Genomic DNA, 17,159 nt, shown 5'->3' on the forward strand with positions numbered 1-17,159 from the left:
ACATTCAAACAGCTACCGGCCATGACGGGCAGACGCCGCAAAACGTTTTATGCCCTGGGCGCGTTGGCCGTGGCGCTGGTGCTCGTCGGTGTGCTGGCTGTGCAACGTATGTGGTCCGGGACCGACGTGCCGGTCGTTACGCAGGTAATATCACGTGGTGATATCCAGAAAACCGTCCTGGCGACCGGCATCCTCAAACCTTCTGTGCAGGTCAATGTCGGTGCACAGGTCAATGGTCAGCTAAAAAAACTGCATGTTCGCGCCGGCGATCGCGTTACTAAAGGTCAACTGCTGGCTGAAATTGACCCGGCGTTGCAACAAAGCGAGCTGCGTAAATCTGAAGCGGCGCTGGATATTGCCATCGCCCAGAAAGAGGCCGCCCAGGTCACGCTCAAACAGTACGATCTTGAGCTTAAACGCCAGCGGCGGATGGATCGTGACGGTTCGGGTACGAAGAGCAATCTTGAAGAGGCGCAGGCGAGGTTCGATACGCAGAAGGCGCAGCTGCTCGTCAATGAAGCGCAGATCGTACAGGCGTGGATGGCGCTGGAAACGGCAAAAGCCAATCTGGGTTATACGCAGATTATGGCACCGGTAGACGGACAAGTATTGGGTATCGTGACCCGGGAAGGACAGACCGTCGTCTCTTCGCAGACCGCGCCGACCATTCTGGTACTGGCTGACGTTGATACCATGACGGTGCATACGCGTATTTCAGAAACAGACATACTGAAAGTCCATCCTGGCCAGCCGCTGTGGTTTTCCGTTGTGGCCGATCCTAAGCGTCGGTACCAAAGCGTGATGGGTGCCCTTCAGGCTGCGCCAAATGATGCTTTACAGGATGACAATGCCCGTCCACAGGGGCAACAAGCCTCCGCCGTCTATTACGATGGTGTATTCAGCGTACCGAACCCCGACCATCTGCTACGTACCTCCATGACGGCACAAGTGTTCATCATCACCGATGAGGTTAAAAATGTACTGCGCCTGCCCCTGATGGCGTTGGGTCAGCAGCAGGGAAAAGATCGCTATCAGGTGCAGGTAATGAAGGGCGATAAGATCGAACAGCGGCAGGTGCGAGTTGGCATCAACGACCGTCAGTTCGTTGAAGTAAAAGAGGGGCTGAGCGAAGGCGAGCATGTGGTGATGGTGCAAAATGAGACCGGGGCTGCGCATGGCTAACGCGCCGGTTATCGAACTTTCGCACATCTCCCGCCACTTTGGCTCGGGCAGCGCTGCGGTCACTGTGCTGAAGGATGTCTCCCTGCGTGTGGACGTGGGCGAGATGGTCGCCATTATCGGTGCATCGGGTTCCGGGAAATCCACGCTAATGAATATCATTGGCTGTCTGGATAAGCCGTCGGAAGGCGAAATGCGCATTATGGAGATTCCTGCGCAGGTGGCCAGCAGCGAACAACTTGCAGAACTACGCAGCCAGTATCTGGGCTTTATTTTCCAGCGCTATCATCTGATGCCCTATCTGACGGCCATCGAAAACGTCACCATTCCGGCATTGTATACCGATATGCCTGCCTCTGAACGTCGGAGACGGGCTAAGTACCTGTTGACTCGCCTGGGCCTTGGTGAGCGTATGAATTACCGGCCTGCACAGCTGTCAGGCGGGCAGCAGCAACGCGTCAGTATCGCACGAGCCCTGATGAACGGCGCGCCGGTGATTCTGGCGGATGAGCCTACGGGGGCGCTCGACAGTACCAGCGGCCAGGAACTGATGGCCATTTTGCATGGACTGCATCAGGCCGGGCATACGCTTATTATCGTCACCCATGACCGGCATATCGCCGAACAGTGCCAGCGCATTGTCGAAATCCATGACGGGCAGATTGTGGCTGACCGGGTCAACACGGTTATGCCGAAGGCGACCACTCATGACCTTCCGACCATAACTGCCACCGGGCGAACGCCTGCCTGGCAGAGCATTAAGGAAGCGGTGCGCATGGCGTGGCGCTCACTGCTTGGGCATCGGATCCGTGCCTTCCTTTCCATGCTGGGCATCATTATCGGCATCTCTTCTGTTGTCTCATCTATGGCGGTCGGTGAGGGGGCTCGGCAAAGCATTCTCAGCCAGATAAGCCAGCTGGGAAGCAGCTCGGTCGAAATTCGTCCCGGCCTTGGCTGGGACAAACTGCGGCCCGATTTTGAACGGGCATTAACGCTGGACGATGTGGACTTGCTCGGCAAGCAGCCATACATCGACAGCCTGTCCCCGGTGGTGAATAAAACCGTCATGGCGCTCCGGGGCGGTAAGCAAGTTGTTGTCTCCCTGTCGGGGGTCAGTAACGGATTCTTTCGCGTGCAGGGGCTGAACTTTGTCAGTGGAAACCGCTTTACGGCACGCGATCTGGATGAACGTGAGCCGGTGGTCATTATCGATCCGAATGTGCGCAGCACCCTATTCCCCGGCGGACAGGATCCTTTGGGCGAAATTATTCAGCTTTCCGGCGTGCCTTACCGGGTGATCGGCGTGGCGCAGAAAAAAGGGCCGAAGTATTTCGGCGAGCAACTTGGCGCATGGATCCCCTACACCTCGCTGCTGGAACGGATGTCGGGTGATACGCCGTTGCAGTCCATTACCCTGCGTATCGCCGACGATTATCCGATCGATGTTGCCCAGCGAAATGTGGAGCAACTGCTGGATTCGGTGCACGGCAGGCGGGATTTTTTCACCATGACCAACGATCAGATGACGAAGACGATTCGCAAAACCTCGGAGTCGATGACTCTGCTGATCACCGCGATTGCCGGAATTTCTCTGCTGGTAGGCGGCGTCGGGGTGATGAACATCATGCTGGTGTCGGTAACGGAAAGGACCCATGAGATTGGCATTCGCCTCTCGGTCGGTGCCCGGCCTGCGGACATCATGCGTCAGTTCCTGATTGAGGCGATGGTGATTTGTTCTCTCGGCGGCCTGACTGGCATTATCGGCTCGGGTCTGGCAGGGCTGATTTTTTCTCTGGTTACGCAGGAATTCACCATGATTTTCACCTGGCCGCCCATCCTTTTGGCCTGTGGCTTCTCCGCGCTGATCGGGCTTGGCTTTGGCTTTTTCCCGGCGCGCAATGCGGCCCGCCTGCATCCTACAGAGGCGCTGGCCCGCGAATGAAACTGAATCGACTCATCATTGCCGCCATGACGCTGAACCTGTTCGGCTGCGGTCAGGCGCTGAAAAGCGACTATCAAAGACCGATGCTGTCAGTGCCTGACGCCTGGCGCGTGAAGGATACTGGCGAGGGCGTAGCGAAATTTACCCCGAACTGGTGGGATAACTTTGGCGATCCGCAGCTGTCACGCCTGATCGTTTCCATGTTGCAGAGCAATAACGATCTGGCGTTGGCGGGGATCAAGCTTCGCCAGGCGCGGCTGGCGGCTGGGATATCGGATCTTAATCTGACGCCTGATGTCACCGCAGGCGGAATGGCCAGTAATACAAAGTCTCTGCGCCACAACACTACGCCGACGGAAAACTACAGCAATGCTCTTTCAGCCTCATATGAATTGGATCTCTGGGGAAAACTGGCGCGTATCCGAGAGCAGTCCGACTGGCAGGCAAAAGCATCGGAGCAGGATTTACAGGCTACCGCGCTGTCGCTTATTGGCACAACGTCTCAGCTTTACTGGCAGATTGCCAGCCTGAATCAGCAGATCGGCAATGTCCGGCAAAGTCTGGAGATTGCCAGAGAAGCACTGCGCATGGTGACCTCCCGCTGGAAGGCGGGCGATCTGGGCCAGCTCGATTATTTGCAGGCGCAGCAGACGGTATTGAACCGTGAAATTACTCTGCGTGATTTACTCCAGCAGCGCGATGAAAGCCGTAACGCGTTGGCGATTCTACTCAGCCGCCCGCCTGGACAGTACCCTGCCGAACGTCAGGCGCTGGATCTCCATCAGCGTGTTCCTGTGGCGCAGCGCCTGCCACTGGAAACCATCGCCAAAAGGCCGGACGTGCAGTCCGCAGAACTGAAACTGCGTGCCGCGCTGGCGGGTTCAGACGTGGCGCGATTGAGTTTTTATCCCTCCCTGTCGCTCAGTGCTTCGTTGAATGCCGGTGCTGCCGTGTTTCAGCAATGGTTCAGCAATCCGGCCAGAACGCTGGGTTCAGCGATCGATCTGCCTTTTATTCAATGGAACAAGGTGCAATTGACCGTCGAACAGTCCGGTCTGGATGTCCAGAGTGCAGCGATTCAGTTTCGTCAGGCGTCCTACAGTGCGCTACAGGATATCGATAACGCGATGTCGCAGCGCCTGACCTGGCAGCAGGAAAAAGAGCATTTGTTGAACAATCTGGCGCTGAGCCAACAGCGGCTGGCGCTGGTGGAAAGCCAGTATCGTCACGGTTCGGTGAGGTATCAGACGTTACTTGATGCGCAGAATGCGCTGCTGGACAGCAAAAACGCGCTGGTAACAAATCAATACAACTACCTCTATTCCACAATGAAACTCTGGTTGGCGCTAGGGGGCGGGGAAGACAATACGATGAATAAACAAGGATAAGCCATGAGAATGGACAGTTTACAGACGATAAGCGCGCCACGTCGGGTTGTGGTTACTGGCTATGGTGCAGTCACCCCGCTAGGGATGAATGCCAGTCAAAGCTGGGCAGCCATCATGGATTACAAACTCGGCTACCGTTACTGCGATAAATCTGCCGCCGGGATTAAATCCCGCTTTTATGGTCTGATCGATGAAGAGCCTTCACTCAAAGGTGTACCTGCCGCCATCCGACGCCGCCTGCCACGTTATGCGCGGCTTACGCTGGCTGCTGCGCGGGAAGCCATGCAGATGTCGTTTGGCGAGGAAAAGCCTGAGCACTATTACGATCTGCGTGATTGCGGCGCCATCATGGGCACCGGCTGGGCAGGTCAGGACGAAACCCAGGTTTATTACGACGATTATCTGCGTACCGGAGTGGGCTCTCCTTTTGGCTGTTTTTTCTCGATGCCCAGCTCGGCCACGGCGGCAGTCAGCCTGCTGTGGGGGCTTCGTGGCTATCAAAATACACCTATAGCAGCCTGCGCGACGGGGACCATCGCGATTGGCGATGCGTTTGAACTTATCCGACATGGGCGTGCAAACATGATGCTGGCGGGTGCCGGTGAATCGCTCCGTTCTGATTCAGCGGTATGGAATATTGACGTGCTTGGTGCACTGGCCAGCGAGCAGGAAGAGATCGCGCGCGCCTGTTGTCCGTTCAGCCTGCATCGTAATGGCTTTGTGCTAAGTGAAGGGGCGGCGGTGCTGTGTCTTGAAGAGCGTGAATCTGCTATTGCGCGTGGTGCGACTATTCTTGGCGAAATACTCGGGTACGGTAATTTCTCCGATGCCAGTGATTTTACCGCGCCGGCCGAAGACAAAATCGCCCGGGTGCAAACCATCCGCCATGCTCTTCAGCAGGCTGGCGTTACCGCCCGGGAGCTGGATTACATCAACGCCCATGGCACGTCTACGCCCCTCAACGACCTCAATGAAACCGAGGCGATAAAAATTGCGCTGGGCGAGGCGGCTTACACCACGCCGTGCTCAAGTACCAAATCCTATACTGGCCATCTTATTGCTGCCGCGGGCAGCTTTGAATCGATCGTTTGCTTGCAGGCCCTTGAACATCAGGTAATGCCTGCGACCTGTCATCTTGCTACGCCCGACCCGGCATGCGATCTGGATTACATACCCAATACCCATCGCCCGGCGGTGCTGAATACAACCCTCAATCTCAGTTTCGGGTTTGGCGGCGCGAACGCGGCGCTGGTGATCGGCAGGGGGAAATGATGTCGCTAAGCTACAGCCTGGAGCATGCCGAACGCTGGGCGGCCTTTTCGGGTGACTATAATCCCATTCATTTTGACGCCGCCGAAGCGAAGCGTCTGGGAATGGACGGATTATGTGTACACGGCATGCGCGCGCTGCTGGATGTAAAATCTGCGCTCAGTACCGCCGTGGAAAAACATGCATCGTCACTGGAAGGTCTGGTTTTCAGTAGTCGTCTGCGCGAGCCGGTGATGTGTGACATACCCTATGAGCTGCCTGTAAAAGAAGTGGTGCGTCATGAGCAGGTACAGGTGAACGGAAATTTGGTGAATTTTCAGACACAGAAAATCAGTATCAGTAGTAAAATCACTGGCGTTAAATCGTTGGCGTTCTCACCTGCCGCTCAGGTGAATACGCTTGAAGGGGAAGAGTTGGCGCTGCTGCATACCCAGTTTTTGACTCATGTCGGGCATGTCGCTCCGCTGTGGATTTTCCTTGATGCAATATTGTTCCGCCAGTTAGTAAATGCACCGGCAACGCTCGAGACGGTGCATAGCATTATCCCTGAGCATAAGGCTAACAGCCTGCGCGATGTTTTCAGCCTGGTGCAGGTCGTTCAGACGCACCATGAAACGCATTTTACACCCCGGTTGTTGAGGCAAAACGAGAGTGACCAGCGTTTTAACGCTATCGATTATGCGATCCTGCCGACGCTGGTAATGGGCACTAAAAATGCTGGACTCGTTTTAGTGGCAGGCATTCAGGCGTGGCGAGTTAATGAACCGCTGATGTCTGTCACGGTCACGCTGAAAACCGGACCGCTGGCTGCCTGACCGGTTGATTGCTGATAAGCAAAGAGCAATCCACCCTAAATAATATGCAACAGTCTGAATTAAAGGAATAAATCATGACAACTTTCGATGAAGTTTATAGCAAAGTTTGTGAAATGTTGTGCGATGCAAAAGACATGGAAATGGACGATCTGGATCCGGACATGCCGTTGTATCAATTAAAGCTCGATAGTCTGGATTATGTGGAACTCATGGTGTTGGCAAAGAAAGAGTTTGGCGTCACCGTAGAAGCCGAACTGTTCACAAATAATGTGAACATTACGCTTCGCGAGCTATGCCAGTATCTCAGTGAAAAAAGCCTTTAAACTATGCAGAGAAAATGGATCTTAGTCACCGGCGGAAGCCGTGGGATCGGACGTGCAACGGTGCTGCGTCTGGCGAAAGAATACAATGTGGTATTTACGTGGTATCAGGGCGAAAGTGCGGCTCGTGAGGTTGAACAGGCCTGCGCAGCGCTGCCGGGTAAGGTTGAAAGCTATCAATGCGACGGAAGCAATGAGCAGGCAGTGGCGCGTGTTGCCACTGATTTACTGACGCGTTACGGAGCGCCCCACGGCGTAGTCCACAATGCCGGTATCACGCTTGATGAGCTGCACATTAACCAAAGCCCGGATAACTGGCGTAAGGTGATGGACACGAACTTTAATGCCGTTTTCTATTTTAACCAGCATTTGCTTAAGCCGATGTTGATAGAAGGGGGCGGCTCTATGGTGATGATGTCATCAGTCACCGGCGTGAAGGGCAATAGTGGGCAAAGTGCTTATGCAGCGAGTAAAGCGGCAATGATTGGCCTTGCGCGAACGCTGTCCATAGAGTTAGGGCGTTTTAATGTCAGGGTCAATTGCCTGCTACCTGGTTATATCGATACCGATATCCTGGCCAATATACCTAAAGACAAGCTGGCTGCGCTGCACAAAACCATTCCGATGAAACGCTTCGGTACAGTAGACGAAGTCGCTGGCGCGGTGGCATGGCTGGTGAGTGACGACAGCACGTATATGACCGGACAAACCCTTATCCTCGATGGTGGCCTTTCCGCCTGAGCATGATGCAAACATCCAGTTCAACTCACACAGGACGCCTGGCGTCCTGTTTTTTTATTTATGCAAAAAATAGTCTGTTGTGAGGTTATTTTTTCTGAAAGATAAGTATGGAATCGTACAAATTTGAGATATTTCTCACTATTTTCAAAAACAGAGCCTTTTTCATCACAAAAAGCACCTCAAAGATCTAAGAAATATCCTGTCATGTTGGCTCCTGTCAGCAAGGTGGAATCATAATAAAAATGTATAGTTTCAGGCATAAAAAAGAACAACGACTCTTTTAAAGAGTAATTTGTGTGGAGCTACATTTTATCGGATATGATTCTCTATAAATAAAACAAATGAAATTTTCGCTCATCATTTGAATTTTATATATTTTTGTAACGGTTAGCATCCTGAATTCATTCACGAAAAGCTGTATAAGGCCGTCGGGCTGACAATGGATAACGTCAAATGTTAAGGCCGAATGCGGTTTTGTATTACTTTTATGAAGAAATGCCATAAGATTAAGAGTGATAGATTTATTGTAATTCATTTTTCTGGTGTTTATTTTTAATCATTATAAGAAGTTACATGAATATAAGAAAAAGCCGATCTGGAAATGCAGGGTAAAAACAACGATTTTGTGCGTAACTCGCTGAATTAAAATGATAAAAATAAATGAGCGTGGAGTAATGGAATCAGTATTGACATGAAATTACCATCTCATTAAATTGTGCTGCAATTTAGTTCGAAATGAAGCGTTGGGATTTGGGGTAACCCATTCAATGCTCTATTTACTGCGGTGGAGACTTCAGGAACTAAATAAAGGAAATGACATAGCGTTGTCGTGTAACATATTTAATAGGGACAAATTAATGAAAAAAAATCTTATTGCAGTTGCTCTGATGGCTACCTCCGTTTTCGCTACTTCAGCAATCGCTGCTGATGGCGCCGTAAATTTCACCGGCACGATTACCGATGCCGCTTGTACTGTTGATGCGGATTCTCTGAACCAGTCAGTGGTACTGGGTAACATTAGCCGCAACGCATTCAAAGCTGCCGGTGATATCTCTGGTACTAAAGGGTTCAAACTGGTACTGAAAAATTGCCCGGATACCGTAAAGGGTGCAGTTGTTCGCTTCGACGGTGAGCAGGCTGCTGGTGACAACGGCATTCTGGCGCTGACTGCAGGTGAAAAGACTGCTAAAGAAGTGGGTATTCAGATTACTGACGCACAGAATAAAGTCGTTCCACTGTACACCGACTCATCTGTTTATGAACTGGTTAGCACGGGTCCTAACACCCTGAGCTTCCGTGCAGGTTATATCGCTCTGTCTGATAAAGTCACTGTGGGTGATGCAAACGCTGTTGCTCAGTTCACTATCGTATATCAGTAATTTTCACTGAGCTAAATCAGACTGGAGGCAAGGTATGCCTCTGGTCTTTTTGAACATTCGAGACAGGCAGGGATAGCATGAAAAGATGGCGCGCTACAGCGGTAGCTGCATTATTAATGGCCCTAGGTACGACGGCGCAGGCTGGCGTAGTGGTAGGGGGTACGCGGGTAATTTATGACGGCGCAAAAAAAGAAACGTCCATTAATGTCAGTAACCCTGACAAGAATGTCTATCTCATTCAGTCATGGGTAGATAGCGATGGAACAGGGAGTGCAGGATCAGCGGATAAAGCACCCTTTATTGTTACTCCTCCTTTATTCCGACTGTACAGCAATCAGCAAAACATTTTGCGCATTGTACGTGCAGGTGGCAACCTGCCACAGAATAAAGAGTCCATGTTCTGGCTCAATATCAAATCAATTCCTTCTGCGAATAAGACACAAGAAAATACGCTGCAGATTGCAGTGAAAACGCGTATTAAGCTCATTTTCCGTCCCGCTGGCATTAAAAGTTCCCTTGAAGAGGCAGCCCAAAGCCTGACCTGGAAACGAATAGGTAACCAGTTGAAGGTCACTAACCCCTCCCCGAATTACATTAATTTTTTCAAAGTTAATGTCAATGGTGTTGAGATAAAAAACGCCACTATGGTTGCGCCGCAATCAGAGGCCAGCTTCGATTTACCGGGCAATGTTTCAGGTGGCTCACTGAGTTGGCAGTTTATTAACGATTATGGCGGCACTAGCAAACTTTTTACTGCTGGTATTTGAACTCAATCACCAGAGTGTCGCTGCGTTGGTTGAGCATGGAAGTGAAGAACGTTAGTCATCAATTTCATTATTAAATGACTGCGTTTGTATATGGGAAAATAATATGAATAACATTACGAAGAGCCATACTTCGAACCATTTTTCACGTACTCGTCTTGCCTGCTTATTAACATTTTTGATGGGCGGCGCTGCCCTTACGCATGCAGCGGAATACTTTAATCCTGCGTTACTCGAAATCGATAATCCAGGCCAGGGAAAAGCGGATTTATCTATATTCGAAGATGGCGATTTACAGGCACCAGGCACCTATCGCGTTGATATTTATCTTAACGGGTCAGAAGTTGATACCCGTGATATTAAATTTTCCCTTGTTGTTGACGCGTCGGGTAAGCAGAGCCTTTATCCCTGTCTGAGTGGAGAGTTGTTGCGGGACATCGGCGTAAAAATCGGTATGTTCCCCGGTATTAAGGTCACTGATGAGTGCGCCAATTTTACCGGTGCGATAGCGCAATCTTCTGCAAATTTCCGATTCGATCAGCAACGGCTCGATCTGAGTATGCCGCAAATAGCCCTTAATGCGGAGGCTCGTGGTTACGTTTCTCCGGAGAAATGGGATCAGGGTATTCCGGCATTACTTGTTAATTATAGTTTCAGCGGCGCTAATACTGAGGCACGAAATGGCGACAGCAGAAACTCAGATAACTATTACCTGAATCTGCGTTCAGGAGCGAATCTGGGTGCCTGGCGTCTGCGTAACTATTCTACCTGGAGTCGCGATAGTGATGGAAACGAGCGCTGGGACTCTATCAGCACCTATCTGCAACGCGACATTCATGTGTTAAGAAGCCAGCTCACCTTGGGCGACAGTACCTCACCCAGTGAAATCTTCGATTCCGTGCCGTTTCGCGGTGTCCAGTTGGCGTCCGATGAAGACATGCTGCCGGACAGTCTGAAGGGCTATTCACCGGTGGTACGCGGTATTGCCAGCAGCAATGCGCAGGTGACGATCTACCAGAACGGCTACGTCATTTACCAAAGCTATGTGCCAGCGGGCCCGTTTGCCATTACTGACCTCTATCCAACGGCGGGTAGTGGTGACCTGAATGTGATTATTAAAGAAGCTGACGGTACCGAGCGAACAATGATTGTTCCTTTTGCTTCCGTACCCGTGCTCCAGCGTGAAGGCCGCCTGAAGTATAGTGTTACCAGCGGTCAGTACCGCTCATATAACGACGACGTTGATAAGACGCTATTCTCACAGCTCACTGCCATGTATGGATTGCCGTTCGGCGCGACGCTGTATGGCGGCATGCAGGCGGCGAGTAAGTATCAGTCGCTGGCTGTGGGGATCGGTCAAAACCTTGGTCGCCTCGGAGCGCTTTCTGCTGACGTCATGCAGGCATGGACCAAACTGGAACATGCAGAGAAAGACAGCGGTCAGTCGTACCGACTGCGCTACGGTAAAAGCTTCGCTGAAACCGGGACCAACTTCAGTCTGGCCAGCTACCGCTATTCCACTGCGGGCTTTTATACGCTGCAAGAGGCACTGGATAGCTACACCGGGAATAATGGTCAATATAACGATCACAAGAAAAGCCGTGCCGAGCTGGTCTTGAGTCAAAATCTGGGAGACAAAGCCGGCGCGTTCTCTCTTAACCTGGTTAGAGAGGATTACTGGAATAACAACCGTTCAACTGAATCAATCGGTGTTGGCTATAACAACTCCTGGAAAGGGATCTCCTACGGGGTCAACTACACCTATAGCCGCAATGGTCAGGATCAGCACAAAAAACGGACGTACTATACCGATCAGATCGTGGCCGTTAACGTCAGCGTTCCATTAAGCCAATGGCTACCGAACAGCTATGCAACCTACAACCTTAACAGCAGCAAAAATGGTACGACGTCAAATAACGTTGGCCTCAACGGTACGGCACTCGCTGATAACAACCTGAGTTACAGCCTCTCCCAGGGTTATACCTCACAGGGAGGTGGAGCGAACGGCTACGCCAGTGCCGACTACAGAGGTGGATACGGGGAAGTTAACGCGGGTTATGGTTATGACAAAAGTCAACGTCGTCTCGATTATGGCTTGCAGGGCGGCATTGTCTTGCATGAAAACGGCTTAACCCTTTCACAGCCGCTCAATGAGACCGTGGTGCTGGTAAAAGCGCCGGGCGCGGACGGTGTAACCATCTCGAACAACACTGGTGTAAAAACCGACTGGCGCGGCTACGCGGTGGTGCCTTACGCCACGGCATACCGCCGTAACCAGATTTATCTTGATACCTTAACCTTGCCCGACGATGTGGATATGACCCTGACCAGTGCGTCAGTCATCCCGACCCGCGGCGCCGTCGTGCGCGCAGACTTTAACCCGAGCGTCGGACAACGTGTGCTCATGACGCTGCTCCGTGCCAATGGCGAACCGGTACCTTTCGGTGCAACGGTGAGCAAGGAGGATGGCACAAAAGACGAGGGCAGCATTGTCGGCGATGGGGGGCAGGTTTATCTGTCGGGTATGGCCGATGCCGGAACGCTGGTTGCGAAATGGGGTAACGCAGAGGCGCAGACCTGTCGGGTGAGTTATAAGCTGCCTTCGCAATCGGCCACGGCGGGTATTCAACTTATCAATGGAGACTGCCGGTAAGGCGGTATATGGATATGACCGAACGCACGATGACATTTTTCGCAGATAAGAGTTCACGCCGCACTCCCTGGCGTCGTATCGCCGGTAAAAAAAGCAGCGCGTTATTCAGCCTGGCACTGGCGGGCTGGATGTTGAGTACCTCCGTACAGGCGGCAGAATGCAGACCCGACGGTGGGACGAAACGCTATGACTTTTTAATGAATTACACATTAACAGACCCATCGGAGAACGTGACCGGAAGAACAATTTACGGTGCCTATCGGTGGAACCTTGGCGGTAGCTACCTCGTGACCTGTGACTGCACCGAACCTTACGGGCCGGCTTATATTACCGCCAAAGTGCCTGATACAGGGCTGGTATATAGTGACGGTAAGCTGCAGTTTTACGCCATCAATGACTATCTGGCCGTGGCCAGCGAGGTATGGATCGCTGGAGAAAAAAAAGAGATGGTCGCGACGCCTTTCAACAGCAAGAGCAATAGAAACCCAGCGGTCCGGTGCAATAGCTTTGTCTATGGTACCGGCTCGGAAGGTAATATTTCCCTCTATTTCCGGCGGCCTTTTGTGGGTGAGCAAATTATCCCGGTAACCAAAGTTGCCGATGTGTATATCGCTACTGATAGTACGACTCAGTCCAGCGTGCCGGTGTCAACGGTGTGGATGAATGGAAAAGTTATTGTACCACAGTCATGCGTGATTAATGGCGGGGGCGTTATTACCGTGCCTTTCGGCAATATCATGGCTGGCGATATTACGACGAAAGGCGAAATGGCTAAAAACTTCACGCCGAAAAACGTCAATTTTAATGTGGCCTGCTCCAATATTTCCGAAGGAGTGAAGGTCAGCCTCACTTTCTCGGGAACGCCGGATATGAACGATCCGACTGCGTTATCGACAACCAACAAAGATGTCGGTGTCAGAATTAAGGATCCAGAGGGAGATAACGTCGATCCGAATGGTGGCGTGTTGCCGTTAAATATGAATTATACCAGCCAGGTAGGAACGTCGGCGATCAGCTTATTTCCATTTAACACCACCGGTAAAATGCCTGAAACGGGCGACTTTACCGCAACCGCTACTCTTCGTGCTGAAATACAATAATTCCGGACGCTACCGGTAAGGGAAAATAATGAAGGATTCAATTTTTTCAATACATCAAAAGAAAAAAGCACCCGCGTTGCTGCTGTGTCTGGCTGCTGCCATGCTATCGCATACTGCAAGTGCTGATACGCAGTTGAATATAACCGGTACCATCAAAGCCTCGCCGTGCAAAATCGACGTGCCTGCAGGCGGGGTGAACGTGGATTTGGGCCAGAACATCATGGCGGGGGATCTGTCTGAGGCCAAATCGGCAACGGAATGGAAGCCTATTTCCATTATGGTGAGTGAATGTCCTGCCACCACCTCTAAGGTGACTATGGCGCTGAGCGGCACCGCGGATACCGACGAGCCTGATATGTACAAGAACAACGGAACTGCAGAACAAGTGCAAATCCAACTGCAAAGCACAGCGTCAGGTCAGGCGCTGGGAAATGCCTCTACTATGGTTCAGGACGTAGAATCTACCAGCAAGGGAACGACTTTCGATATGCAGGCGCGGGCGTACAGCTCTAAGGGTAACGCAACGGCAGGATCTATCCTTGGCGTAGTACAGCTTACCTTTGCCTATCAGTAATCCGCATTAAACGCGGCTTCAGGAAGAATCTGCGAGTAATTAAAGAAGTCTGACTCAGTAACGTTCCCGCCAGGGGCGTTACTGAGGATACACGGAAGGTAAGATGAATAAGATCAATAATCCTGTACCTCATATGGCATTAAGCCCTTCGCCTGCCGTTTCCATGGGCGAAGGCGTGTTGATCATGGACGCCAGCCCTGTTACTGCTCTGGGCATTCAGCGCGTATTGACGGCGTCATTCGGGATCGTCGAGCCCATAAGTGCCGTACAAAACCTTGCCTCTATTCCCTCTGCTGTTACCCGTTCATTGCCTGCGCTGCTTATCATGGACATTTGCGGTGAAAATGAATTGATGCTTGATGGGTTGCGGTTGTTGGCGCATCTGCACGAATCTCACCCGTCGATGAAGGTGATAATATGCACTGATTTTAGCGATCATCGTATTCTTGAGCTGTTAGTGTCATCGAATGCCAGCGGCATCTTACTCAAACACGAGCCGGTGCTGGCATTAACACAATGTGTTTCCGCCGTCATGTCAGGAGAGCGGCAGTGGGTAAGCCCTAAAGCGAAACGCTTGCTCTCTAAGAGCGCCCCGTCTGGCACGCCGCTGACCGCTCGCGAGCTGGATGTGCTTGCATATCTGTTCTCAGGTTTGAGTGTTTCCGGGATAGCGAAGACTCTCTATCGGAACGTCCGGACGGTGAGTACTCATAAGCGTAATGCAATGACAAAACTGGGCTTTCACAATGACAGTGAACTGTTTGCTCAGTGCACGTGGATGGCGAAAACAGGCCCTGCAGCTCGCCTTTAGGATCACAAGGATGAGTATAGCATCAAGATAATTACGGGGCGCAATCCCCAGTCAGCATGGAACAGCAGCGTTATGAACCTCACTTCCCCCTGGCCGCAAACAGCCGCATTGATGGACAGCCACCCCCTGGCACTTTTTGGTCTGTCGACACTTATTCACTCCATCGCGCCGACATGTAATATTTTGATCACAGAGTCGAGTCTGGATAAAATTTCAGAAGCAATGATGTATCAGTCGGTCGATATACTCATTACCGATATGCAAAGCGTAGAGGAAAGTCTCCAGCAAGGGGTGGAGACTTTGCTACAGCTGGGTTCGCAATATCCCAATATGAATATGGTTGTATATACTTTTTGCCATGACAGCCAGGAATTATGGAAGTTGTTTAATCAACAAAATATCAGCTTGATCGCGCGCGGAGAATCTATGGCTGATACTGAGGATTACTTTAAAAAAGCGTTTTCACAAAGGCGCGTGTTAAGCCCAAAAATCTGCACTGCTCTTTCTCATATCAATGATAAAAATGACAGGATGATCTCCAGTCTGACGCGTAGCGAAATTGATGTATTAAAGCATCTTCTGAATGGTATGGATTTACAGCATATTGCGAAAATGAAGGCGCTAAGTATTAAAACCGTTAGCGCGCATAAATGTAATGCGATGCGAAAACTCGGCGTAGAAACTGACGCAGAATTATTTGTACTGCTAAATGATATTTTCCATCAAAAATAATACACGCCGGGTTCATCTTTCTGATGTCATATAAAAGCTGAAAAACTGGCGCTCTATTGCCAGTTTTTCAGGAGGGGTTTAAAGCGAGTTTTTACATGCATTAACGCATGGTCACGAACTCTTCTGCCGCCGTTGGGTGAATAGCTACGGTATTATCGAAGTCTTTCTTGGTCGCACCCATTTTCAGCGCGACCGCAAAGCCCTGCAGGATCTCATCCATACCAAAGCCGATACCGTGAATGCCGACAATCTTCTCATCCGGGCCGACGCACACTAACTTCATGCGGCACGGCTGACGGTGAGACGTGACCGCGGTATACATGGCGGTGAAGGCGGATTTATACACTTTCACCTGGTCGTCGCCATAGTGCGCTCGCGCCTGAGGCTCGGTTAAACCGACGGTACCGATTGGCGGGTGGCTGAAGACCACGGTCGGGATGTTGTTGTAATCCAGGTGCTCTTCCGGTTTGTTGTTAAACAGACGCTCGGAAAGACGACGACCCGCGGCGACAGCAACCGGGGTCAGTTCAACGGCGCCGGTATTATCGCCCACGGCGTAGATGCCCGGTACGCTGGTGTTCTGGAACTTATCGACAACGATATAGCCTTTCTCATTGGTTTTGACACCCGTGACGGCCAGGTTGAAGTTGTCGTTTGCAGGTTCACGGCCAATGGCCCAGATCAGGCAATCAACGGTCTGGCTGCGGCCATCTTCCAGCTCAAGGGTCAGGCTGCCGTCAGCGTTTTTCACAACCGCTTTCGGAATGGCTTCGGTATGCAGATGTGGGCCTTCGGCATTCATCACCTCCACCAGGGTATCGACGATCAGCGGATCGAAGTTGCGCAGCGGGGCGTGTTTACGCACAAACAGGTGCGCTTCGGCGCCGAGGCCGTTAATCACGCCCGCCAGCTCCACGGCGATGTAACCCGCGCCAACGATGGCAACGCGTTTCGGCAGGGCAGGCAGCTCAAAGAAACCGTCGGAGTCGATACCGTATTCCGCACCCGGAATAGCTGGATGACTCGGGCGGCCACCGGTAGCGATCAGGATATGATCGGCGGTGATCGTTTCACCGTTGACTTCGATCGTCTTCGCATCGACAAAGCGGGCAAAACCGCGGATCACATCGACATTATTCTTGCCCAGCACGTTATCGTAGGAGGTGTGAATGCGATCGATGTAGGCGGTACGGCTGGCGATCAGGCGATCCCAGTCGAAGTTGTTAATGGTGGTATCAAAACCGTAATCCGGGCCATACAGATGGATGGCCTCGCGGATCTGCGCCGCATGCCACATCACCTTTTTCGGTACACAACCGACGTTAACGCAGGTGCCGCCGAGATCTTTTGCTTCAATCAGCGCGCACTTCTGGCCGTACATGGCCGCACGGTTAATCGAGGCGATACCGCCGCTGCCGCCGCCGATAGCGATGTAATCGTAATGCTTGGTCATGGTCTTATCCTTAATCGTTAATTGCCGCGATTGTATACC

At 51.6% G+C, this 17,159-nt stretch carries 15 protein-coding genes; 14 read left to right on the plus strand and 1 reads right to left on the minus strand.

Annotated features, from left to right (window positions below):
• Window positions 1-21: 21 nt before the first annotated feature.
• From WFM46_RS04450 to WFM46_RS04515, 14 genes are all read left to right on the plus strand, one after another.
• The gene (locus WFM46_RS04450) at window positions 22-1,182 is read left to right on the plus strand and encodes an efflux RND transporter periplasmic adaptor subunit (protein WP_336997152.1); all 1,161 of its coding nucleotides are present in this window, start codon (window positions 22-24) and stop codon (window positions 1,180-1,182) included.
• A complete protein-coding gene (locus WFM46_RS04455; RefSeq protein WP_336997134.1) occupies window positions 1,175-3,121 on the plus strand; it encodes an ABC transporter permease in 1,947 nt (648 codons plus the stop codon). Before WFM46_RS04450 ends, WFM46_RS04455 begins: the two co-directional genes overlap by 8 nt.
• Window positions 3,118-4,509 (plus strand): efflux transporter outer membrane subunit, encoded by a 1,392-nt coding sequence (locus WFM46_RS04460; protein WP_180209448.1) that lies wholly within the window; start codon window positions 3,118-3,120, stop codon window positions 4,507-4,509. Before WFM46_RS04455 ends, WFM46_RS04460 begins: the two co-directional genes overlap by 4 nt.
• 9 nt (window positions 4,510-4,518) lie before the next feature.
• Window positions 4,519-5,781: a beta-ketoacyl-[acyl-carrier-protein] synthase family protein gene (locus WFM46_RS04465; protein WP_180209460.1), complete on the plus strand. Its 1,263-nt coding sequence runs from the start codon at window positions 4,519-4,521 to the stop codon at window positions 5,779-5,781.
• Window positions 5,781-6,593, plus strand: coding sequence for a MaoC/PaaZ C-terminal domain-containing protein (locus tag WFM46_RS04470; protein ID WP_180209447.1), 813 nt, complete (start codon window positions 5,781-5,783; stop codon window positions 6,591-6,593). The genes WFM46_RS04465 and WFM46_RS04470 overlap by 1 nt, the downstream gene beginning before the upstream one ends.
• A gap of 74 nt (window positions 6,594-6,667) precedes the next feature.
• A complete protein-coding gene (locus WFM46_RS04475) occupies window positions 6,668-6,916 on the plus strand; it encodes an acyl carrier protein (RefSeq protein ID WP_336997135.1) in 249 nt (82 codons plus the stop codon).
• Window positions 6,917-6,919: 3 nt separating this feature from the next.
• Window positions 6,920-7,654 (plus strand): SDR family NAD(P)-dependent oxidoreductase, encoded by a 735-nt coding sequence (locus WFM46_RS04480; protein WP_336997136.1) that lies wholly within the window; start codon window positions 6,920-6,922, stop codon window positions 7,652-7,654.
• An 857-nt stretch (window positions 7,655-8,511) separates the two neighbouring features.
• Window positions 8,512-9,033 carry a fimbrial protein gene (locus tag WFM46_RS04485; protein ID WP_336997137.1) on the plus strand — a complete coding sequence of 174 codons (522 nt, stop codon included), beginning with the start codon at window positions 8,512-8,514 and terminating at the stop codon, window positions 9,031-9,033.
• A gap of 77 nt (window positions 9,034-9,110) precedes the next feature.
• Window positions 9,111-9,800, plus strand: a complete 690-nt coding sequence (locus WFM46_RS04490; RefSeq protein ID WP_336997138.1) for a fimbrial biogenesis chaperone — start codon at window positions 9,111-9,113, stop codon at window positions 9,798-9,800.
• A 103-nt stretch (window positions 9,801-9,903) separates the two neighbouring features.
• Window positions 9,904-12,450, plus strand: coding sequence for a fimbria/pilus outer membrane usher protein (locus WFM46_RS04495; protein ID WP_336997139.1), 2,547 nt, complete (start codon window positions 9,904-9,906; stop codon window positions 12,448-12,450).
• An 8-nt stretch (window positions 12,451-12,458) separates the two neighbouring features.
• Window positions 12,459-13,550 (plus strand): fimbrial protein, encoded by a 1,092-nt coding sequence (locus WFM46_RS04500; RefSeq protein WP_336997140.1) that lies wholly within the window; start codon window positions 12,459-12,461, stop codon window positions 13,548-13,550.
• A gap of 28 nt (window positions 13,551-13,578) precedes the next feature.
• Window positions 13,579-14,124 (plus strand): fimbrial protein, encoded by a 546-nt coding sequence (locus tag WFM46_RS04505; RefSeq protein ID WP_336997141.1) that lies wholly within the window; start codon window positions 13,579-13,581, stop codon window positions 14,122-14,124.
• Between the two features lie 103 nt (window positions 14,125-14,227).
• Window positions 14,228-14,935: a response regulator transcription factor gene (locus WFM46_RS04510; protein ID WP_336997142.1), complete on the plus strand. Its 708-nt coding sequence runs from the start codon at window positions 14,228-14,230 to the stop codon at window positions 14,933-14,935.
• A gap of 72 nt (window positions 14,936-15,007) precedes the next feature.
• Window positions 15,008-15,667 carry a LuxR C-terminal-related transcriptional regulator gene (locus WFM46_RS04515; protein WP_336997143.1) on the plus strand — a complete coding sequence of 220 codons (660 nt, stop codon included), beginning with the start codon at window positions 15,008-15,010 and terminating at the stop codon, window positions 15,665-15,667.
• A gap of 100 nt (window positions 15,668-15,767) precedes the next feature.
• Here the strand turns inward: WFM46_RS04515 and gorA are convergent, their stop codons facing one another.
• A complete protein-coding gene (gene gorA / locus WFM46_RS04520) occupies window positions 15,768-17,120 on the minus strand; it encodes a glutathione-disulfide reductase (RefSeq protein ID WP_103177389.1) in 1,353 nt (450 codons plus the stop codon).
• Between the last annotated feature and the right edge of the window lie 39 nt (window positions 17,121-17,159).

The sequence above is a fragment of the Leclercia sp. M50 genome, assembly GCF_037150775.1.
Lineage (GTDB): Bacteria > Pseudomonadota > Gammaproteobacteria > Enterobacterales > Enterobacteriaceae > Enterobacter.

Bases quoted from the DNA above. Each gene is read 5' to 3' on its own strand.
- WFM46_RS04500 (WP_336997140.1), top strand. From the start codon at position 12,459: ATGGATATGACCGAACGCACGATGACATTTTTCGCAGATAAGAGTTCA.
- gorA (WP_103177389.1), bottom strand. From the start codon at position 17,120: ATGACCAAGCATTACGATTACATCGCTATCGGCGGCGGCAGCGGCGGT.
- WFM46_RS04505 (WP_336997141.1), top strand. From the start codon at position 13,579: ATGAAGGATTCAATTTTTTCAATACATCAAAAGAAAAAAGCACCCGCG.
- WFM46_RS04455 (WP_336997134.1), top strand. From the start codon at position 1,175: ATGGCTAACGCGCCGGTTATCGAACTTTCGCACATCTCCCGCCACTTT.
- WFM46_RS04485 (WP_336997137.1), top strand. From the start codon at position 8,512: ATGAAAAAAAATCTTATTGCAGTTGCTCTGATGGCTACCTCCGTTTTC.
- WFM46_RS04480 (WP_336997136.1), top strand. From the start codon at position 6,920: ATGCAGAGAAAATGGATCTTAGTCACCGGCGGAAGCCGTGGGATCGGA.
- WFM46_RS04465 (WP_180209460.1), top strand. From the start codon at position 4,519: ATGGACAGTTTACAGACGATAAGCGCGCCACGTCGGGTTGTGGTTACT.
- WFM46_RS04475 (WP_336997135.1), top strand. From the start codon at position 6,668: ATGACAACTTTCGATGAAGTTTATAGCAAAGTTTGTGAAATGTTGTGC.
- WFM46_RS04495 (WP_336997139.1), top strand. From the start codon at position 9,904: ATGAATAACATTACGAAGAGCCATACTTCGAACCATTTTTCACGTACT.
- WFM46_RS04470 (WP_180209447.1), top strand. From the start codon at position 5,781: ATGTCGCTAAGCTACAGCCTGGAGCATGCCGAACGCTGGGCGGCCTTT.
- WFM46_RS04450 (WP_336997152.1), top strand. From the start codon at position 22: ATGACGGGCAGACGCCGCAAAACGTTTTATGCCCTGGGCGCGTTGGCC.
- WFM46_RS04515 (WP_336997143.1), top strand. From the start codon at position 15,008: ATGAACCTCACTTCCCCCTGGCCGCAAACAGCCGCATTGATGGACAGC.
- WFM46_RS04510 (WP_336997142.1), top strand. From the start codon at position 14,228: ATGAATAAGATCAATAATCCTGTACCTCATATGGCATTAAGCCCTTCG.
- WFM46_RS04490 (WP_336997138.1), top strand. From the start codon at position 9,111: ATGAAAAGATGGCGCGCTACAGCGGTAGCTGCATTATTAATGGCCCTA.
- WFM46_RS04460 (WP_180209448.1), top strand. From the start codon at position 3,118: ATGAAACTGAATCGACTCATCATTGCCGCCATGACGCTGAACCTGTTC.